Raw genomic sequence first — 19977 nt, 5'->3', positions numbered from 1 at the left:
GACGCGGAAACCTCCTGCGCCGAGTCGGAAAGTTGTGAGGGCCTCAGTCCGCTAATCCCCCGCCAAAGCCGCCATCCGCTGCTCCAGCAACTGGCGAAACCCTTCACGTTCCGCGGCTGGAAGGTCGCGCGGAACCTCCACCGGCTCCCCCATACGAACCCGGACTGAAGTGAAAGGAATGGGGATTTGAAACCGATCCCAGGTCTTGAGCTGAATCTTGGTATCCAGGACATAACTACACGGGATGACGGGAAAACCCGTCAGCTGAGCCATCGCGATGACCCCCTCCTGGACTCGGTAAGCCGGGCCACGAGGGCCATCCGGAGTCACCGCCAGATCCAAGCCTCGCTCCGCTTGGGTAACGAGCTCCAGCAAGGCCTGCGACCCGCGACGACTGGACGAGCCGCGAACCGGCTGAACCTCAAAGAGCTCCAGAACCCGGGCGACCAGCGCTCCATCCCGACTGGCACTCACGATCGCCGCCATGCGCCGATGCGGACGGTGTTTCCTGATGGTCCAGCCATACGCCGGCAGGGCGAGCGAGAGTCGATTGTGCCAAATGGCAAAAATGACCGGCCCCTTAAGGACGCGCTCCGTCACCTCCGGTGCCGCCTCGAAGCGCACCCGCAGCGTCAACCCAAGACCGCGGATCACCCAATGGATGAGCCAGGCCAGGCATTCTCCATGCCATTTTAATTTGCGAGGGATCACAACATTCTTGGATCGGAGCGGCGCTTCCCGCGTCGGAGGCTGTGACACAATCATGCCCGGGATCGCTTGAGGCTCGCTCTCACCAAATCTTCCACCGCCGCTTCGCCCCCCAGAACAGCCTGAGTGGTCCGAATGGATTCCAATGCCTCAGGTTGCTTGTAGCCCAGGGCCATCAGGGCCAGAACGGCATCGTTCACTTTTTGATCCGAGGAAGAAAGGGAGTGTTGAGCGCTGCTGGCTTCCCAAGCGCCAGAGGCCCCAACCTTGTCCCCCAACTCGACCACAATTCGCTCCGCAGTCTTCTTTCCAACACCCGAGATCGAGGATAGGGCCTTGATGTCGCGGCTGGCAACGGCGCCCCGAATCGCGGTGACGCTCAAACCGCTCAGCAAACTCAGCGCGATCTTGGGACCTATGCCGCTGACCGTGTTAATCAGCAGCTTGAACATATCCCGCTCCGGATGAGTCGCAAAGCCGAAGAGTAGGTGTGCATCTTCCCTGACAATCAGCTGAGTCAACAGCTTCACCTCCGAGCCCAGAGCTGGGAGCACATGAAAGGTGCTCAGTGGGATCTGAACCTCGTAGCCCACCCCGTTGACGTCCACCGTCACATGAGTGGGAAGGCTATCTACCAACTTGCCGCGAAGAAAACTAATCATGAATTGTCCGTCCCATCAGGATCTCAGCGGCCCAGCGTCATGCGAAAGGTCGGTTTGGCCGCCGGCCGCGAGGCAATCATCTGTCGCACCGCCTGCTGGGAGGCGACCAGACTCTGCTGGCGAAAGTTGACTCGATTCGACGAGTCGGCGCTCCGGGCGCCTGCTGCCGTTTTGAAAGGCCCAGGTTCCTTTGCCGTTGACTCCGTTCGTGGCCCGTCCTGGTCCTTCATGGATGCTTCGGCTGAACGTATTTGTGAACGGTGGTGTTGGGGTTGACCACAACGTCGGTGGTGAACTTGAACGGATGCGGGCTCGAACTGGGATAGGTCAACTCGACCATGTAAGCGGTCCAACCCATGGGTGGCTTCGCCACTGACCCAACATAGACTCCCCCGCCCTGATCCACCAACGCTGTGCTGGTCCAGACTCGTCCAATCGTCTCCAAACGAAAATCCCGAGCCTGGGGGTTGGTCGCCTGCCAGAGCTTCACCTCGAGCGGACGGTCCTTGGTTTGCACCTTGATGGAACCATCGGGCTGGCGCGACCAGGAGAATTGCGGCAAGGGAGCCTGCTTAAGGATGGCGTCGTGGCAGGCCGTCACCGACTCCCAGGCATCGGAGCCGCGGAGCGAGTGATCCGTGTTCGGCACGTAGCGCAGATACTTCACACCCGGCAGATCATTAAAATAGAATTGGGAGGAGTCCGGCAGGAAAAACTGATCGCCGCAGGCGTTGACGATGAACTTGGGCATGGTGAGACGATCGCGATACTCATAGGGCTCTTCGATCTTCATCAACGCCTCATACTCCTTGCTGCCAGTCCAGTCCATGATCCCGCGTCGAACGTAGTCACCCACGGCGGGAGCCCAAAATCCATAAACCTCCCAGTGGTGGATGAAGCTCGGGACGATGTTCAGCATGTCGATCACGATCGGGGCGATCGCCACAACCCGATTGTCCACCGCCGCTGTCGTCCAAGTGGTCCAGCCACGCTTGGATCCGCCGGCCACCATGTAGCGATCCACTTTCATGGAACCACCCTCGGGGGTGGCGCAGAACGCCGTGATGGCGTCCATCGCTCGAACCGCCGCCTTGGTCATAGGCAATCGCGCCGGCCATTTCTCATCGCCCGTGCGCAAGTACTTATCCCAAGTGTACGCAATCAACTCATCTTCCACCATGCCTTTGCTCTCCCCCACGAAGGTCACGGGCTGATTCGGAATATTCCGCAGCTCGGTGACCACCGATTTGGTGGTGAGCGCCAATCGCATCACATTGTCGTCAGCCTTTTTCGGTGCGCCGCTTTTGGAACTCCCCCCGCCAATGAAGAGAAAGCCGGTGGAGGACTGAATCGAGTCCGGACGAACCACCGTCAGCCAATGCTGCCAGAGCGGGCGGTCCACCTCATTGGTAGTCAGCCACACCTGCGAATTCATCTGCAGCACGCTCACCGTGCAGCCTTCGGCCTTGGTGGAGCTGATGAGCTTCCACGAGAAGTTGGTGTCCGGCGCGGCGACGTAGCGATCCAGCGCAGTCAGGGAACGAGCCGACGCAGCTGGCTTTGAAGTAGAAGGCGCAGAGACATCCCCCGTGGAGCAACCCACTGACAGGACGACCCCGAGTAAAGCAAGGATAGGCCCCACGCGAAGTGAAAACCCCTGGAACCCAACCATACCTTGAGCATGATCCATCTTAGCCATTCACTATGGCTAATCGACCTTCCCCTGCGATCACAAGAAGATTCGGGCTGCTCTCCGCGTGGCGGGGGAGGGCGAAACTCTGTTGAGCCCATGGATGCTCAGAGCTTGAAAGGGCTGAAGGTGCCACGGCGAGAAGCGCAAAAGGTTAATCTAACTGGGTGACGTGTCTCGGAGCAGGCTACCCCAAAAAAAATCCCATCACGGCCACTCCACCCGGAAGAACTCGGCCCGGTTGGTGAGCGGCACAAAATACACCGACTCCCAAAAGGCTAACCCAGGCTCGGTTACCTGACTCAGTTGCCCCAATGCATCGCCGGAAAGCAATCGATCGTCCCCATTTCCTGCGGGCCAACTCAGCCGGACCAGATTCTCGCTCCAACGGTACATGTCCAAGTAAAACGGTGCCGACTCCACGCGAGGATCCATTCCACTGACATACTTTCGTATCAGCGAATAGGCGTCGCGAGCCACACGGTCCTGAGGACCGCGGGACAGGTCGCCCAGAAATGTCCTCTCCCACTCATCATCTAAACCGTCATTGTCAGTGTCGGGGATGGAGACCCCGTTTAAAATGAGTCCGCACGACAGCACTTGACCGACGCCCCCCGCCGAAAGATCCGAGATCGCCACCTTCCACTCCCCTCGGCTGGGCTCATAAAAATGTCGGGTGGAGGAATAGGTCCAGTCCACCGGTCCCGGAGTGGTATCGTCGTTGAGCCGCTGCAAAATGCTGCGAGTGCCCGCAGGCGAGGTCAGCGTAATCCGCAGGTCACCTCGAACCGGGTGGTCGGTCTGAATCCTCAAGCGAACATGCTCAAGAGACAGGGTGTTCGTGACGGGAATGCTAAACTCCGCTGAGGAAACCTGCAGTCGCGCCCGAACCGTAGGGTTCGTCCGGGAGAGCTCGAGCAGCGCCAAAGCATTGGTGCGCCCTACGAAGACCGCCGGGATGGAGGTGTAGTCCGTACTCGTTAAAGGAAGCCCAACGCGAAGCGGGCAAGGGTTCGTTCCATCGATGGTGCAGTTGTAAACCATGACGAAGCTGGCCCCTTGCCGGGCGGCGTACTCAATTTGCTGCACCACCTTGCCCCGTTCGAATTCCATAACCGCCACTGAGTTGGTGAGATTGAGAACAGCTCCGCCGTCGGAAGGTCCAGCCGGCCGCAGCGGCAAATCTCCGATAGGGACGTCCGCGAACGGCCCAGTGCTGGGCAAGGTTCTCAATGATTTGAGTTCCTCGGGAATATCCTGCCCGGTGATCCAGACACGCAGGCCATCATCGGGGATGGGCACCAGAGCCTCTTGAGGAGGGATCACGTGAATCTCCACGGGGGGACGATTGCTCCAGCGCTGCGCCAATCGCACCGCTTCACCGGCATCCGGAATGCCGAACCCGGTATTGTGACTGGTGAGCAATCCGACACCGTTACTCCCGAGGTCGGGATCGCGCCGATCAAACTGCCGGGCCGAAAGGAGCAGGATCTGCTGAACATCACGAACAGTGAGATTCGGATTCACTTCCAGAAGCAGCGCAGCCAGCCCGGAAACCAAGGGCGCGGCGGCGGAGGTTCCAACGAAACCCAGACTATTAAACAGATAGGAGGACAGGTATTCGAAGGGCGGGAAAAACCCGAGAAAGTTCGCGCCATCTGTCCCCTTGAGGTCGGTGGTAAACAAACCGCTCTCCGACGTGCTGCCCCCACCTCCGGGCGCCGTCACCAACAAGCAGGCTCCCGGCTGGCTGTAACTGGTCGCCCGCCCTACCGAGCTAACCGCTCCGACGCAAATCACCCGCCAGTCGTTAGCATAGGAATCGTCGTTGGCATTCTGCCCCGACTCTCTCCCGTTGCCGGCGGCGCGAACCATCACCACTCCCTTGCCAGCCCGGCCGTTGGAAATAGCTTCCTGAATCGCCGCATCTTCCAGCAAGCCTGGGCCGTCCTGCTTTTTGGTGGGTATTCGCCAGGAATGATTCTGAACCGAGACCGTCTCCAACGCGTGCATGAACATCTCCGCCAATCGTTCATCGCTGGTTAGCTTCCCCTGTCGGTCCACGATAACCCAGGAAGCCAACCCGGACTCGGGAGCCATTCCGGTCATGGGAAGCCCATTGTTGGCGGTCGCCGCCGCCAGGCCCGCGCAAGCCGTTCCGTGGGCACCGCCGAGTCCGGATCGCGTGACAGGTGAACCATCATCGGAACCGGTGATGAAATTGCGATGCGGCGCGCCCGTCGTTCGGTCAACCAGGTCGGGATGATCCAATTCCACGCCGGAGTCTGCAATGGCGATGGTGACCCCCGCCCCTCGGGCATAAGGCCAGGCTCCGCGAGCGTTGAGATCTACACCCAGTGGCAAGCCGTTGGTCGAGTTGCGGTTCTCCAGATACCACTGCCCTGAAACGTTCGCGACTTGGGGACCAAAGAACAGATCGTTGGGGGCGGGCGCATAGGCATACTCAATTTCCACCGGACGCCGATAGCTGGGATAAGCGCTGCTCACCCCGATGGTGGAGCTGAGCAACTCCGCCAAAGCCACTGCCGCCGACGGACTGGCGGTCTGTACTAGATAGAGATCCGCAGCCACAGTTCGGGAGACCTTTAGGCCTTCCATCCCCGGAAGTCCGAAGGGATCCACTCCCATCGACACCTGCAGAACAACGCGATCCCCAAAATACCAGGTTTGATCAGGCTCGGAAGCGGGCCGAACGGGCATCCAAGCTGCGGTTTCATCCAACGTTTCCGCCACAAGCACGAGCGCCGGAGAAAAGCTGCGAAGTTGTGGAAAACGGAAGGTCCAGGTGGCGTGCTCAGCCCCCTCGGCCAGCACCGCACCAAGCGGTAGCACCCCCAGAGCGATGGACAGCCTCCCTAGCCACAACCTCAACCGGCTAGCCCACAGCCCTTTACCCACGCACAACAACATGCCTCACCATAACCCAAGTCGGAAGCTTTGAAAGTTCTTTTGTGGAAGGGGGGTTAGTCATCAGGCGCACGCCCTTTAAGCTGAGACGGCCCACACTACACTGGAGCGACGTCCGTCCTCGGACGTTCCCTTTCCTTTCCCTCTCCCACCCCCTTGGGCCAAGACCGCCCATACGACGATTGTCCCAATCTTTGACAGGCGAAGCTCGCCTTGCGGCGCGAATCTCCGCAATTTATCTCCAATGCGCAAGACACTGGCGAGAGCCCTATCGATCCTAGGCCACCCCGTTCTGCTCGTGCCCGCCTCGGCCACGAGTGTCGCCGCCCAATCGGGAGCCACCGCCACTCAGCTGCGCACCGTTGTTGCAATCCTCGGAGGGCTGGTGGGCACCACCCTCCTCTTCTCCGCGCTCATGGTAAAGTCAGGCCGATGGACCCATGTCGACGCGGTTCGACGAGAAGACCGGAAGACCATGAACCTGGTGCTGCTCACCCTTCTGCTGCTGCCTGGTCTGATACTCCTTCAACGTGACGCCTATCGGCCCGTAGGTTGGGCACTCAGCCTCGGTGGAGGAATCGTGCTCGCTGCCCTGCTCCTGGGAAACCGGCTCAAAAGCTCCCTCCATCTGGCGTTTGGCACTTTCAGCATCCTGCTCTTCTGGGGGCAACCCGCTTGGCTCGGGCTCGGAGCCCTCTTCTTGGCAGGTGTCGCTTGGTCTCGCCTGGAGTTGGGACGTCACACCCCGCCTGAATTGGTTTGCGGCTCGTTCCTCGGCCTTTTGGCCGGCGCTGCATTCAACCTGTTAAATCGTTAGGGCTCGGGAAATAGGGACGTTGAGAGGCCCGCCCTACCTGGGGTGACGCTGTCCTTGCGGGCCTCACCCGGAAAGAGCCCTGGCCAAGCCATCCCTCCGAACGCTTTGGCTTGTGAAGTTCCCACCGTTTGTAGTATAGAATGCCCATCCTGAAAATCCAGCGTGTGAGGAGAGTCCTATGAGATCCCGCGAGAAAGAGCCGTTTCCACTGCATCGATCTTTACCGTGGCGGGCACAGGCAGCGGTCAAGGCGAGGCCGTGCCTCGTCAGTCGGCCCCACCCGTCGTCGGGCCTTCGCTCGTGGTGGATGGGAGTATGCCTCGTTCTGGCGACGGCGTGCTCAGCTTGGGGTGAAGAGCGCCTGTGGAGCGGAGCCGGCACCGACGGCCTCTGGTCGAACACTGCCAACTGGCAGAACGGGGTGCCGCAAAGCGGCGATGCAGTACGCTTTCCGGCGGGATCGGCGCAGCTCTCAAACACCAATGATCTTTCCGGACTTGTCCTCACCGAGCTGCGAATCGAAGCCAATTCTCTGAGGCTATCCGGCGTGGAACTGGCCCTCCAGACCGGGATCAGCTACACCTCGCAAATGCTTGGGTTGGTCGTCGAGCTGGTTCTGCCGCTCAGACTCGCCGGCCCTGCGGTCGAGATCAACGCCGCCCCCGGCTGCACCATCCGTGTCACCGGCCAACTCAGCGCGCCTCCGACCACCCTGCTGGCGCTGGATGGAGGAGGCGACTTTCGATTCAACGGCCCGGTGATGGGAGCTTACCAGGGAGCCACCTGGTTCAAACGCGGATTTTTCGGGGGGGCGGGCTTCAGTGGCCCCTTGTTTCGCAATTCGATCACCGTCGGGGGCACTACCAATTTCGCGAGCTTTGTACTCCAGACCGGCAATCAGTTCGCCAACTTTCCCACGATGACTGTGCTCACCAATGGACATCTGATCAACGTAGCCACCCTGAATCACGTGGGATCCTTGCGCCTTGATGGAGGACAGATCACGCTCAACGGCGCCTCCCCGAATGGGAGCATCACCGTCAACGGCGACGCGCTTCTCGGTCCGGGCTCCAGTTTGAGAGTCACTGCCTTTAGCTCCGGAGTGCCCGGCGCACTGAGCGTCACCGGCCGCGTAAGCATTGCCGAATGCAGCTTCGGCATCCTGCCCACCGGAGGGCCGATCACTTCCACCTCCGTGATTATCCAAAACGACGGCACAGATCCCATCCAAGGACAGTTCCAGGCCCTGCCGGAGGGAGGACTGCTCATGGACAGCCAAAAGGTCTTTCAGGTGAGCTATCGCGGCGGCGATGGCAATGATTTCACCATCAGCCCGGTGGGCTCACTCGCCCTGCGCAGCATCCGCCCTCTGGCCGGCAACCAGATTAGGCTCGAAGGACTCAGCGCGACCAACCGCACCATACTGGTGGAATCAGCCCCGAGCCTCTCGGCTCCCAGTTGGCAACTCCTCGGAACCACAACCCCGGATACGAACGGGGTCTTCGTGTTCCTGGACGCTCGGGCTTTCAGCGACCCCGCCGGTTACTACCGGGCGCGATAGGACCGAAGCGGATCCGTCAGCCGGAGATTTCCCGGGCGGCGCCAAGAATAGTTCAGTGCTTCCCAATCCGGGTGAGGCGAAGAGGGTTTACGTGGGGCAGGCTGGGATTGAAGACAAAAAGAACGATCACCATCAACCCATCTCGAACCTATGATTCCGAAATACACCGTTGAATACACCCCTCCCTTCCGGCGGCAAACGTTGCCGAATCATCACTCCACCGATGACCCGGTGGCGTGCGAGGAGTTTGTGGAAGAACTGCTCGAACGGGGCTTTCACATCCATGCGATCCGTCACGAAGGGCTGGAGATGAGCAAGCCGGAGTTCGATCGGATGGTCAAGACCGCCGCCAGCATGCTCGCCTCCAAACACATCTGCCATTCGCTCAAAATCAAGCCGGAGGAAGAGAAGTTCCGGTTCGGGTTTACGGCTTAGGTTTTTTCGGCCGCTTGCGCCCAGGCTGGCTCCTGGTAGGCTCCCCGGGGTGAGAGTTCCTTACTATCGCGTCAGCGCGTTCACCGCGACGCCGTTCGGCGGCAACCCGGCAGGAGTGTGCCTGCTGCCGGTGGCCGTGCCTGACCATTTACTTCAGTCCATCGCGGCCGAAAACAATCTCTCCGAAACCGCGTTCCTGTTACCGCAAGGATCGGACTACGGGCTTCGATGGTTTACTCCCAGCGTGGAGGTAGATTTGTGCGGACATGCCACCCTCGCCTCGGCGCACGTTTTGTTCCATGAGCTCGGCACCGCAGGCGAGACCGTGCGCTTTAACACTCGAAGCGGTTGCCTGACCGCCAGCCGCAACGGTCCCTCGATCGAACTCGATTTTCCCAGTCGACCCCCACAAGCCTGCGACACCCCGGCCCATCTGGTCGCCGGCCTCAAGGCCCAACCAGCAGAGGTTCTCCGCTCCCGCGACTATGTTGCGGTGTTCAGATCCGAGGAAGAGGTCAAGGCGCTGTGTCCGGAGATGGCGCTCATCGCAACACTGGATTGCTTGGGGGTGATCGCCACCGCTCCGGGGCGCACCTGCGATTTTGTGTCCCGGTTCTTCGCCCCGCAGGCGGGCGTTCCCGAGGATCCCGTCACCGGATCCGCCCACTGCTCACTAATCCCACTGTGGGCGAATCGACTGGGAAAGACCACGCTCACCGCTCGGCAGGTCTCCGCGCGCGGGGGCGAGTTGTCGTGCCGCTTGAACGGCGATCGCGTGTCCATCGGCGGGGAGTGCGCCACCTTCCAGCGAGGCGAGCTCCAACTCGGCTGAGGCGACCGCGGGGGTGCCGGGTCTGTGGGAAGCGCATTTGACATTGGCGTGGGACTGCGGATACTCGCCCCCATGAAATTCCTAGCTGCTGTCACCTCGCTGCTTGCTCTCATGACCACACTCTCCCACGCGGCCTCGAGCCTATATGATATCCCGCTCAAGGACATCGATCAAAAAGCCACCAGCCTGAAGGCTTATCAGGGCAAAGTCTTGCTGGTTGTCAATGTCGCGTCCCAATGCGGGCTAACCCCGCAGTACAAGTCCCTGGAGAAGCTGCACCAGAAATTCAAAGGCAAGGGTTTTACCGTGCTGGGTTTCCCGTGCAACGACTTCGGCGCCCAGGAGCCGGGGAGCAATGAGGAGATTAAATCGTTTTGCTCATCCAAATATCAGGTCACTTTCCCGATGTTCGACAAACTGCATGTCAAAGGCAGCGAGCAGCACCCGCTCTATACCGCTCTGACCGGGAAGGATTCCCCGTTCCCCGGCGACACGAAGTGGAATTTCGGAAAGTTCCTGATCGGCAAAAATGGCGAGATTCTCAAACGGTTCGAGCCCAAGACAACGCCCGATGACCCCGCCGTCATCGAAGCGATCGAAGCCGCGCTCGCCAGCAAGTAAGCCGCCGCGGGCCGACTCAGACGCCGGCCACGAGTTTCTTCGTGGCGCTGGATTGACTCCGTCCAGCGCCACGCACCGCGCCTCTGGCGAACTCTCCTCGTTCTCATCCATTATTCCATTTAGCTCCGAACCCCAACCCAACCTCTCTGCCCCCATGCGCTCCCGACTGCCTCTGCCGCCGCCTGCTTCACTTCTGAGCCTCGTTCTGGGTTTGCTTTGCCTGGCTAGCCCTGGGCTTCAAGCTCAGACACCCGAGTGGATCTGGGCCGCGACGCCCAAGGACAAGGAAACACGCTTCTTTAAGAAAACCTTCAGCGTGGGCGCGAAGGTCAGCCGCGCCACTCTGACTGCAACTTGCGACAACGGAGCAGAGGTGTTTCTGAACGGGCAACGGGTCCTGCGGAACAGCGAGTGGTCAAGGCCCGCGAGCGCGGATGTTGGAGCCAAGCTCCAGAACGGCGAGAACACGCTGCATGTCGCCGCCCGCAACTCCGAGGGTATTGCGGCCTTGCTGGTGAAACTCGACCTTCAATTCGAGGGCGGACGTAAACAGACCCTGGTCTCGGACACCAGCTGGCTCACGACGGAGAACACCACGGGCACCCCCAACGCACCGCTGCCTACCGAAGGATGGGTGGCATCCACGAGCCTGGGCGCCCTGGGACGCGAGCCTTGGGGCGATGTATTGAAACCGGCCGTAGCCACTCCCGCGGAGAGCTTGAAGGTGGCACCGGGTTTCCGCGTGGAACTGATTCGGTCATCCCAGCCCGGGGAAGGATCCTGGGTATCGATGACCATCGATTCCAAAGGGCGCCTGATCATCTCACCCCAGGGCGACGAGCCCATGCTGCGCCTCACCCTCGACTCCGCCGGCCAGATCGCCAAGCTGGAAACCATCGACCTACCTGTGCGAGCGGCCATGGGGCTCCTCTACGCCTTCGACAGCCTCTATGTAAATGGCCAAGGCAAGGAAGGTTACCATCTCTATCGATTGAAGGACACGAACGGGGACGACACCTACGATCAGGTTGAACTGCTTCGCCGCTGGCAAGGAGGTCCGGGAGAGCACGGAGCGCACGGCATCGTCCTAGGCCAGGATGGCAAGCTCTACATCGTGAACGGGAATTTTGTGGACGTGCCGAACGATCTGGTGGCGAGCTCCCCCCACAAAAACTACGCCGACGATCTGGTTCTGCCCCGCATGGAAGATGGCAACGGGTTCGGCGCGGGACGCAAGCCCCCGGGCGGTTACGTGGTGCGACTCAACCCCGATGGCAGCCAGTGCGAACTCTTTGCCTCGGGTCAGCGGAACACCTACGACATTGCCTTCAATCTCGAGGGTGAGCTGTTTGGGTTCGACAGTGACATGGAATGGGATTGGGGGATGCCTTGGTACCGTCCCGTGCGCGCCTTCCATCTCGTGAGCGGGGGTGATCAAGGGTTCCGTGAAGGCTCGGCCAAATGGCCCGAATACTATGCCGACTCCTTGCCTGCAACGGTGAATATCGGCGTAGGCTGCCCTACCGGCGTCCGGTTCGGAACCGGTGCCAAGTTTCCCTCCAAGTATCAGAGGGCTTTCTACATGATGGATTGGACCTATGGCCGCCTGATCGCCGTTCATCTCCGGGATATGGGCGCGAGCTACACCGGCTCGTTCGAATCGTTCGTCCAGGGCAAACCCCTCAACCTGAACGATTTGGAGGTCGGCAAGGACGGAGCGATGTACTTCACGACGGGGGGCCGCGGCACGCAAGCTGGATTGTATCGCATCAGCTACACCGGCAATGAGGCCACCAGCCCGGCTCCTCCGGTAGCGGACGCGGGAGTCCAAGAATCGCGGGCCCTCCGGAAGAAATTGGAGACCTACCACGGAGTGTCGCAGCCGGGCGGAGCGGAGGCGGTGTGGCCGCATCTGGGTTCCAAGGATCGTTGGATTCGCTACGCGGCCCGTATTGGGTTGGAGTCTCAAGATCTCACCACCTGGAAAGCCAAAGCATGGGCCGAAACGAATCCCACCATCGGCCTGCACGCCCTGCTGGGTTTGGCCCGGGTCGGGGCCTCCACGGATCAAGAATCCTTGTTGAAAACCCTCGCGCGCTGGCCGCTCGACACTCTGGACGAGGAACACAAGTTGGTGAAACTGCGCGTCATCGAGGTGAGTCTCGCCCGTCACGGGCTTCCCTCGGCTGAGCTGCAAAAGATGGCGGTTGAAAAGCTCAACCGCCAACTGCCGGCAGCCAGCCCGGCGCTAAACCGCGAACTCGCATCCATCCTGTCCGCGCTCGGCGCGCCGGGAATCGTCAGCCGGATTCTAGATCTGCGGGATGCTTCCACCGTCCAGGAGGATCAGATCTACTTCATGTCGATCCTGAGAACTCACAAGCCCGGCTGGTCGCCCCGAGACCGCGAGCGCTTCTTCTCCTGGCTCAATGTCAAACCAGGGGATCCGCTCCCGGGATCCACCACGGCGACCCGGGCGACGGCTCACCCAGCCTTTTTCGATCAGTGGTTTCGGGATGTCGGAATTCCAGCCAACAACGGCGCTAGCTTTAACGGATTCATGAAAGGGCTGCGCCGAGATGCCATCAACCACCTGAGCGGGGATGAGAAGCAGGCTCTCGCCCTGCTGATCGCGGAGCCATCGAAGGAGATGCCCAAGGCAAATCTGAAGGCTCGCGCCTTCGTGAAGGATTGGCGCATGACCGACCTGGAGCCCTTGCTTAACCAGGCCTCGCAGGGCCGCGACTTCCAGCGTGGCAAGGAGGCATTCCTCGCTGCCCAGTGCGCCACGTGTCACCGATTCGGTCCGGAGGGGGGAGCCATCGGACCGGACATCACCGCTGTCTCGAGCCGATTCACCCGGCTCGATCTGCTGTCCTCGATACTGGAGCCCAGCAAGGTCATCAGTGAGCAGTATGAGAACACGACCTTTATTCGCACCGACGATGAGGAAATCACCGGTCGGGTGCTCGAGGATCGGGACGACCGCCTGGTCCTGCTGACCAGCCCGCTGACGGGTGGCAAAACAGAACTCAAGAAGACCGAGATCAAGTCCAAGTCCAAAGCCAAGCTCTCAGCCATGCCCGAGGGGCTGGTGAACAGCCTCACTCAGGATGAAGTCCTGGATCTACTGGCCTACATCGAGTCGATGGGCAACCCCAATCACGCGATGTTCCGCAAATAGATCAGCGTGGGTGTCGGCCCTCGGCGGCTCTGCTCTACTCCACGGTGACGCTCTTGGCCAGGTTGCGGGGTTTATCGACATCGCAGCCGCGGGCGACGGCGATGTGGTAAGCCAGCAACTGCAGAGGCAGAGCGCTCAGCAAGGGCGCAATGGGCTCGAGGGTGGGCGGGACATAGATCACGTCATCCACCTTGTCCTTGATGCGCGTGTTGCCTTCGGTTGCCACGGCGATCACGGGTCCCTTGCGGGCCTTGATCTCTTCCAAGTTGCTGATGGCTTTCTCGTAGAGGCTGTCCGTCGGAATGACAAACACCGTGGGAGTCTTCTCGTCGATCATGGCAATCGGGCCATGCTTCATCTCGGCGGCCGGATACCCCTCGGCGTGAATGTAGGAAATCTCCTTCAGCTTGAGCGCGCCTTCCAACGCGACCGGGAAGCTGTACTGGCGACCCAAAAAGAAAAAGTCATCCGCCTGGGCGTATTTCAAGGCGATCTGCTTAATCTTGTCGTTCTGCTCCAGGATGCTTTCCATCTGTTCAGGAACCTTCTCGAGAGCACGTAGGATCTGAAGGCCCCGGTTCGAAGCCAACATCCGGATACGGCCCATCAGCGTGGCGAACAGCGTCAGGACGCTGACTTGTGAGGTGAAAGCCTTCGTGGATGCCACCCCGATCTCCGGCCCAGCATGCAGGTAAATTCCCCCGTCCGCCTCGCGGGCGATGGTGCTGCCGACGACATTGCAAACCGCGAGGACCTTGTGACCCCGTCGCCGCGATTCCCGCAGGCCGGCCAAGGTGTCCGCAGTCTCGCCGGACTGCGTGATGACCAGCACCAGAGTATGCTTCTCCAAGGGAGCGTTGCGATATCGGAACTCGCTCGCGTACTCCACCTCGGTTGGAATATGGGCCAGTTCCTCGAGCAGATACTCGCCGATCAAGGCGGCATGCCAGCTGGTTCCACAGGCGGGTATGACAATCTGATCGATCTCCCGCATCTCGGCGACCGTCATGTTCAGACCGCCAAACTTGGGCATCGCCTCCTCGAAATCGATGCGACCGCGGATCGCGTTTTGGACCGTCTTCGGCTGCTCGAAGATCTCCTTGAGCATGTAGTGGGGAAATCTCCCCTTCTCCGCCGCCTCGGCTCCGAACTCCAACTGGCTGATTTGTACTTTGGCAGTATCGTTGCCCAGGCTGGTGACATCGAAGCGATCCGGGGTGATCGTGACCACGTCGTAATCGTTGAGGTAAGCCACCTGACGAGTATGAGCCACCACGGCACTGGCATCACTGGCCAGAAAATGTTCCCCTTCCCCAACTCCCACCAGCAGCGGTGAGCCCCGGCGCGCACCGACCATCAGGTCGGGATAATCGACGCAGACGACGGCGATACCATAGGTTCCGATGACCTCCCGCAACGCATTCATGACCGCCTGGGTGAGCGGGTGAACCCCGTCCTTGTGGCCCTTCACCTTGCCATAGTGCTCCCCGATGAGGTGCGCCAGGACTTCGGTGTCGGTCGCCGAGTGGAATTTGTGCCCATCACGGATCATCCGCTCCTTGAGGGTATCGAAGTTCTCGATGACCCCGTTGTGAACCACGGCGATCCGAGCCGAGTGGTCCAAGTGAGGATGGGAGTTCTCATCGCACGGCGGTCCATGGGTCGCCCAACGCGTGTGGCCAATGCCGACGATCCCATGGATCGGCTGCGTGGGAATAAGCCGGGCAAGCCCCTCGTCAATCTTGCCTTTCTTTTTCCGGATTTTGAGCTGCCCGTCGCTGACGAGCGCGATTCCGGCGCTATCGTAACCGCGATATTCGAGACGGCGGAGCCCTTCCAAGAGGATGGGTGTCGCGTCACGTTTTCCGATGTAGCCTACGATTCCACACATGTGCGTGCTTGGTATTTAGTTATTTGCCTGGGAACCCCGCACGGGAAATCCGATGGGGCGTCACGGGCGTGTCCGTCTCTCCATGAGATTCGGCAATTCGCTGAAAGTCTTGATCATGAAATTACACGTTTCTCTAACCGCTTGCGACTTCCGCTTGCGCCCCAGGCCAGAAACCGAGTATAGGTTTGCGGTTGCAGCTCCAGGATAAGGTCTTACATAGGATTTCGATATGACATCATTTTTTAAGCGGGTTACGCCGAACACAACCAATGTGCTGTGCATCATCATGGGAGGAGGACAGGGCACACGCCTTTTCCCCCTCACCAAGGAGCGATCGAAACCGGCGGTTCCGCTGGCCGGCAAATATCGCCTGGTGGATGTTCCCATCTCGAACTGCATTAACTCCAATCTGCGCCGCATCTACGTCCTAACCCAGTTCAACTCGGCGTCGCTGCACCGGCATATCTATCAATCCTACAAGTTCGACCAATTCTCCGGCGGTTTCGTTGAAATTTTGGCGGCGGAACAATCGTTTACCAACACGTCCTGGTATCAGGGAACCGCCGACGCCGTCCGGAAGAACCTGATTCACCTGCTCAACCACTCCTTCGACTACTGCTTGATTCTGAGCGGAGATCAGCTCTACCGGATGGATTTTCGGCGGATCCTGCATCAGCACGTCGATTCGGGAGCCGAACTGACCATCGCGACCATGCCCGTTCCGGCCAAGGATGCCGGCGGCCTGGGTATCATGCAGATTGACGAGACCAAGCGAATCACCCGCTTCGTTGAAAAACCCAAGGACCCCAAAGTTCTCGAATCGCTGCTGCTGGGAAGAGACCGCTATGCTCAGCTGGGCATCGAAGGCGAGGAAGACTATGCCCTGGCGTCCATGGGCATCTATGTCTTCAACCGCGACGTGCTCGTCCAACTGCTGAACAACGAGGAGAAGGACTTCGGCAAGCACATCATTCCGGCCGCCATCGGCAAACGACAGGTCTTCTCGTATGTCTTCCAAGGATATTGGGAAGACATCGGAACCATTCGCTCCTTCTTCGAAGCCAATTTGGACCTGGCAGCCGAGCTTCCTCGCTTCAACTTTTTTGACATGGCATCCCCGATCTTCAGCCGGCCTCGGTTCTTGCCAGGATCAAAAATTAACGGCGCCCAGATCGATCACGCCCTGGTATCGGACGGATGCATCATCAACCACGCCAAAATACAGCAGTCCATCATCGGGATCCGCAGCCTTGTCGGAAGCGGAACCACCCTCAACCGGGTGGTCATGATGGGTTGTGACCACTACGAGACCCAGGATTCCATCATCGAGAACGAGATGCTCGGCAAGCCGCGGCTGGGCATCGGGCAGAATACGTTCATCGAGAATGCCATCATCGACAAGAATGCCCGGATAGGAGACAACTGCCACATTTCCCCGGAGGGCAAGGACCAGGACCTGGACCATCCGCTCTACCACATTCGCGACGGCGTGGTGATCATTCCTAAGAACGGAACCATTCCCCACGGAACCACCATTTAGTCTGGCCGTCGAGCCAGGATAGGATATGTCCGAAGTGGAATTACCGCTCTTGGTGCCGGACACTGAAGACGAGATCGCGACCAAGTCCAAAGAAGGCAAGGCGCCGGTGTTCCGCGTCATTGTCTGGAATGATCCGGTCAACCTGATGAATTATGTCTCCCATGTGTTTCAGAAAGTGTTCGGCTGGGACCGAAAGACCGCCGAAAAGCACATGCTTGAGGTCCACCAGCAGGGAAAGAGCGTGGTGGCGCGGGAAAGCCTCGAGAAAGCCGAGCACTATGTCCATCGGCTCCACGCTTACAGCCTGCATGCGACCATGGAGCCGGATTAAGTGAAATTGCTTTCCAAAACCGAACAGCACCTGGCTTTCGATCTCAACGCACTCGAAACGCAGCTGCTTAGTTTCACCCTCGCTGCCTACCCAATGGCGCATGAACCGTGGTCCGTTCCGCCTGCGTCTCGCGAAAAAACCAACCGCCGCCCAGCCGCTCCCTCGCCCGATCCGGAGTTACTCAGTGTCACGCTCGGCGAAATGAAAGAAGCCTATCGGAGTCGGTTGGAGGCATTCCTAAGCGGTCCTGGCCTTCAGCAGCAACCGGACGGTGGATCCAGGCTGGTCCTGCCGCTCCAAGATGTCGACTGGTTCATGCAGGTGGTCAATGAGCTGCGCGTGGCGAGCTGGTACCGCCTCGACTGCCCGGAGCAGCATCAGGAGTCCGCCATCGAGAAGCATCCCGATCGGCTCCACGACTTGCTGCGGATGGATTTTTCCGGAATGGTGCTCGACGGGATCCTGCGAGCTTTGGATTCCGCCGACGAATGACCCAGCGTGCGATTGCTCACCAGACAGCTTTGGTTTCCCGATCCTCGAACAGCGCAGCGGGGAGAGCTCGACGGGCTGGTCGCCATCGGGGGGGATCTTTCGCTGGAGCGCCTGCTGTTAGCTTACAAAAGCGGGATCTTTCCGTGGAGCGCTGATCCTATCACCTGGTGGTCTCCTGACCCTCGCGCTGTTTTCGAACACGGTTCTTTTCGCCTCTCCAAGAGCCTCGCGAAATTTCTGCGCAAGAACCCATTCTCCATCACGCGCGATCGGGCCTTCAAACAGGTGATCGAAGCCTGCGCGGTCACCACACCCACGCGGCAGGAAACCTGGATCTCCCAGGAGTTTGTCGCAGCCTACACCGCGCTCCACCACGCAGGACACGCCCACAGCGTGGAGTGCTGGCTGGGGGATGACTTGGTGGGGGGCATTTACGGGGTCCAGGTGGGGGCGCTTTTCGCCGGAGAATCCATGTTCCACCGCGCGGACAACGCGTCGAAGGTGGCCCTGCATCACCTGCTTCAACATCTCGAATCCCGCGGTTTCCAACTTTTCGACACTCAAGTTCTGAACCCCACAACCGAGCAACTCGGCGCCAGCCAGATCCCGCGCGAAGAATATCTCAAGCGGCTGAGCCGAGCGATCCGTCAGCCCTGTCTTTTTTGAGACCGCCAGAGTTGCCATGAAGAGAAGGCGGATGCGATCCAGGCTGCCACGCAAAGGCCTCCTCCCCAGCCCAGCAGCCAATAATGGCCCGTGAGGTCGGGTCCGGATTCGGGATTGGCCGACTGAAACAGACGCACCAGCGCCCGAGCATAGCTCACCATAAACCCGATCAAAAGGCAGGTCCCCGTCAGCATGCAGGCCAGCTGTAAATAGCCCCCACGCTGCCGAGCCATGATGGTCCCTAATCCCGGGCAGCCCAGCAGATTCACAATGACACACCATCTGACATTGACGACCGCCGGCTGCCACCACCGCGATCTCGGCACGGAGCCGTCGGAATGCCTGTGAGGCAAAGGGGGAGGTCTCTCGGGAGTCATCTCAAATGAGGCTACGGTTCCCAGCGCAGGCTCGAAACACCTTCGGGGGCGATCCGCAATAATTCTCCATTGACCAGGACAACATGAAGAAAACCCCGGGCAGAACCGGCGATCTCTGGAGTGCCAGCGGCGTTCCACCCCACCCCTGACTCAAAGAGCAACACGGTGGCAGGATTCAAGGTTTCTTGATTTCTTCCCGCTACATTCCGGTTCAGAGCGAAGCTCGAGCGCTGATCGGAACTACCGCCGGGACACGTGTAGACCTCCATGGTCGGGACATAGTCTCGGACTTGATCACACCAATTCGTGGCCCCCGGAAGAATGTCCCCATGATCGTTGGCGTACTGGCGAACCGCATGGGCCAATTGGTTGAGATTCTCTTCGCAACCCGTGGATCTCACGGCCGGCCGGCCGGGGCGGTGTTGACGATGCTGGTTCACGGCCCAGAACACGCCCACGCCGACGAGGACCAGCATGGCAAAGGAGAGCAGGATGCCAATGTTCGCGAGCATCCGGCCTTTGAGCGCCCCACGGCTGGAGCGAATCTTCGACAACCCGACGAATCCGCACACCAGTCCGACCAGGGCCGGAAAGACCAGGAACCCGAACAGGCCGAGCACCAGAGAGGCAATCGCCAGGATGCTGAACCGGGGACGAGGGGATGAGGCCTGGGGCGATGAACGGGGGATGGGCGGAAGCGGAGGCGGCAGGACTGGCGGAGGAGGCTGGGCGGCCGACGGGGGTAGTGAGGCCGAGGAAACTGACACGGAACTCAGGGCAAAATCAGGAAATTCGCTCAAAGGCTTCCACTCCGTGCCCTCTTCCAATCGGGCGGCCGACCGGTGAAGAACCCGTCCATCAGCGAGCCAGGCTCTCACGGTTTCCACCGAAAGAGGGCCATGCTCTGTTCCATCCGCTGCGCGGACCCGATACATCTGCACAAGTTCTGCTACCCGCTCGGTCCAGTCAAGCCGGGGAACGCGAAGCCATCGTCGCGGGTGTGATTAAAAGTGGGTGAGATCTCCCGACTCCGTCGGTTGCCGAAAAGCTTTAGAGGGCTACAGCACTCCAAGACGCTTCCCGACCGAGTTGGGCCATATGGAGTGCGGCAGCCCTCTCTAAGCATTACCCACAAGTTCTTCGACCAAATGTTAGAATCCCAAAGGGATTCCGGCTCAAAGCCCAGGGTTGGCGCGACGCAGGAGCGCCTACCCTGGGTTAGTCGTGGTTTTCTCACAACCC

Annotated in this window: 17 protein-coding genes; 10 read left to right on the top strand and 7 right to left on the bottom strand. The window is 59.9% G+C overall.

Going from position 1 to position 19977, the window contains the following annotated elements; genetic code table 11:
- Positions 1 to 51: 51 nt before the first annotated feature.
- The 4 genes from JNN07_02580 to JNN07_02565 all read right to left on the bottom strand — a co-directional run bounded on the left by JNN07_02580 (position 52) and on the right by JNN07_02565 (position 5913).
- Entirely contained in the window at positions 52 to 765 is a 714-nt protein-coding gene (locus tag JNN07_02580; GenBank protein ID MBL9166611.1) for a lysophospholipid acyltransferase family protein, read from the bottom strand.
- Positions 762 to 1370 (bottom strand): Holliday junction branch migration protein RuvA, encoded by a 609-nt coding sequence (gene ruvA / locus JNN07_02575; GenBank protein MBL9166610.1) that lies wholly within the window; start codon positions 1368 to 1370, stop codon positions 762 to 764. Before ruvA ends, JNN07_02580 begins: the two co-directional genes overlap by 4 nt.
- 226 nt (positions 1371 to 1596) lie before the next feature.
- Positions 1597 to 3069, bottom strand: a complete 1473-nt coding sequence (locus JNN07_02570; GenBank protein ID MBL9166609.1) for a PhoPQ-activated pathogenicity-related family protein — start codon at positions 3067 to 3069, stop codon at positions 1597 to 1599.
- Between the two features lie 198 nt (positions 3070 to 3267).
- Complete coding sequence (locus tag JNN07_02565) at positions 3268 to 5913, bottom strand: S8 family serine peptidase (GenBank protein MBL9166608.1); 2646 nt, start codon at positions 5911 to 5913, stop codon at positions 3268 to 3270.
- Between the two features lie 319 nt (positions 5914 to 6232).
- Here JNN07_02565 and JNN07_02560 point away from each other — a divergent pair, with 319 nt between their 5' ends.
- The 6 genes from JNN07_02560 to JNN07_02535 all read left to right on the top strand — a co-directional run bounded on the left by JNN07_02560 (position 6233) and on the right by JNN07_02535 (position 13438).
- The gene (locus JNN07_02560; GenBank protein MBL9166607.1) at positions 6233 to 6805 is read left to right on the top strand and encodes a hypothetical protein; all 573 of its coding nucleotides are present in this window, start codon (positions 6233 to 6235) and stop codon (positions 6803 to 6805) included.
- A 307-nt stretch (positions 6806 to 7112) separates the two neighbouring features.
- Complete coding sequence (locus tag JNN07_02555; GenBank protein ID MBL9166606.1) at positions 7113 to 8366, top strand: hypothetical protein; 1254 nt, start codon at positions 7113 to 7115, stop codon at positions 8364 to 8366.
- Positions 8367 to 8516: 150 nt separating this feature from the next.
- Positions 8517 to 8801, top strand: coding sequence for a hypothetical protein (locus tag JNN07_02550; protein ID MBL9166605.1), 285 nt, complete (start codon positions 8517 to 8519; stop codon positions 8799 to 8801).
- A gap of 49 nt (positions 8802 to 8850) precedes the next feature.
- Positions 8851 to 9633: a PhzF family phenazine biosynthesis protein gene (locus JNN07_02545; protein ID MBL9166604.1), complete on the top strand. Its 783-nt coding sequence runs from the start codon at positions 8851 to 8853 to the stop codon at positions 9631 to 9633.
- 72 nt (positions 9634 to 9705) lie between these two features.
- A complete protein-coding gene (locus JNN07_02540; protein MBL9166603.1) occupies positions 9706 to 10254 on the top strand; it encodes a glutathione peroxidase in 549 nt (182 codons plus the stop codon).
- Between the two features lie 154 nt (positions 10255 to 10408).
- Positions 10409 to 13438, top strand: a complete 3030-nt coding sequence (locus JNN07_02535; GenBank protein ID MBL9166602.1) for a c-type cytochrome — start codon at positions 10409 to 10411, stop codon at positions 13436 to 13438.
- A gap of 34 nt (positions 13439 to 13472) precedes the next feature.
- Here JNN07_02535 and glmS read toward each other — a convergent pair whose 3' ends face one another.
- The gene (glmS, locus tag JNN07_02530) at positions 13473 to 15329 is read right to left on the bottom strand and encodes a glutamine--fructose-6-phosphate transaminase (isomerizing) (protein MBL9166601.1); all 1857 of its coding nucleotides are present in this window, start codon (positions 15327 to 15329) and stop codon (positions 13473 to 13475) included.
- Positions 15330 to 15558: 229 nt separating this feature from the next.
- Between glmS and JNN07_02525 the strand changes: the two genes are divergently transcribed.
- The 4 genes from JNN07_02525 to JNN07_02510 are packed head-to-tail and all read left to right on the top strand — an operon-like array spanning position 15559 to position 18358.
- Positions 15559 to 16869 (top strand): glucose-1-phosphate adenylyltransferase, encoded by a 1311-nt coding sequence (locus tag JNN07_02525; protein ID MBL9166600.1) that lies wholly within the window; start codon positions 15559 to 15561, stop codon positions 16867 to 16869.
- A 25-nt stretch (positions 16870 to 16894) separates the two neighbouring features.
- Complete coding sequence (clpS, locus tag JNN07_02520; protein ID MBL9166599.1) at positions 16895 to 17200, top strand: ATP-dependent Clp protease adapter ClpS; 306 nt, start codon at positions 16895 to 16897, stop codon at positions 17198 to 17200.
- The gene (locus tag JNN07_02515) at positions 17201 to 17692 is read left to right on the top strand and encodes a hypothetical protein (GenBank protein ID MBL9166598.1); all 492 of its coding nucleotides are present in this window, start codon (positions 17201 to 17203) and stop codon (positions 17690 to 17692) included.
- Positions 17693 to 17698: 6 nt separating this feature from the next.
- Positions 17699 to 18358: a leucyl/phenylalanyl-tRNA--protein transferase gene (locus JNN07_02510; protein ID MBL9166597.1), complete on the top strand. Its 660-nt coding sequence runs from the start codon at positions 17699 to 17701 to the stop codon at positions 18356 to 18358.
- Here JNN07_02510 and JNN07_02505 read toward each other — a convergent pair.
- Together JNN07_02505 and JNN07_02500 are read right to left on the bottom strand one after the other, a co-directional pair.
- Positions 18340 to 18684 (bottom strand): hypothetical protein, encoded by a 345-nt coding sequence (locus tag JNN07_02505; GenBank protein ID MBL9166596.1) that lies wholly within the window; start codon positions 18682 to 18684, stop codon positions 18340 to 18342. The two genes, JNN07_02510 and JNN07_02505, sit on opposite strands and share 19 nt — an antisense overlap.
- 62 nt (positions 18685 to 18746) lie before the next feature.
- Positions 18747 to 19670, bottom strand: a complete 924-nt coding sequence (locus JNN07_02500; GenBank protein MBL9166595.1) for a DUF4190 domain-containing protein — start codon at positions 19668 to 19670, stop codon at positions 18747 to 18749.
- Positions 19671 to 19977 lie beyond the last annotated feature (307 nt).

The sequence above is a fragment of the Verrucomicrobiales bacterium genome (genome assembly GCA_016793885.1).
Classification (GTDB): Bacteria; Verrucomicrobiota; Verrucomicrobiia; order Limisphaerales; family UBA11320; genus UBA11320.
This window is presented reverse-complemented; position numbering and strand designations above follow the sequence as displayed.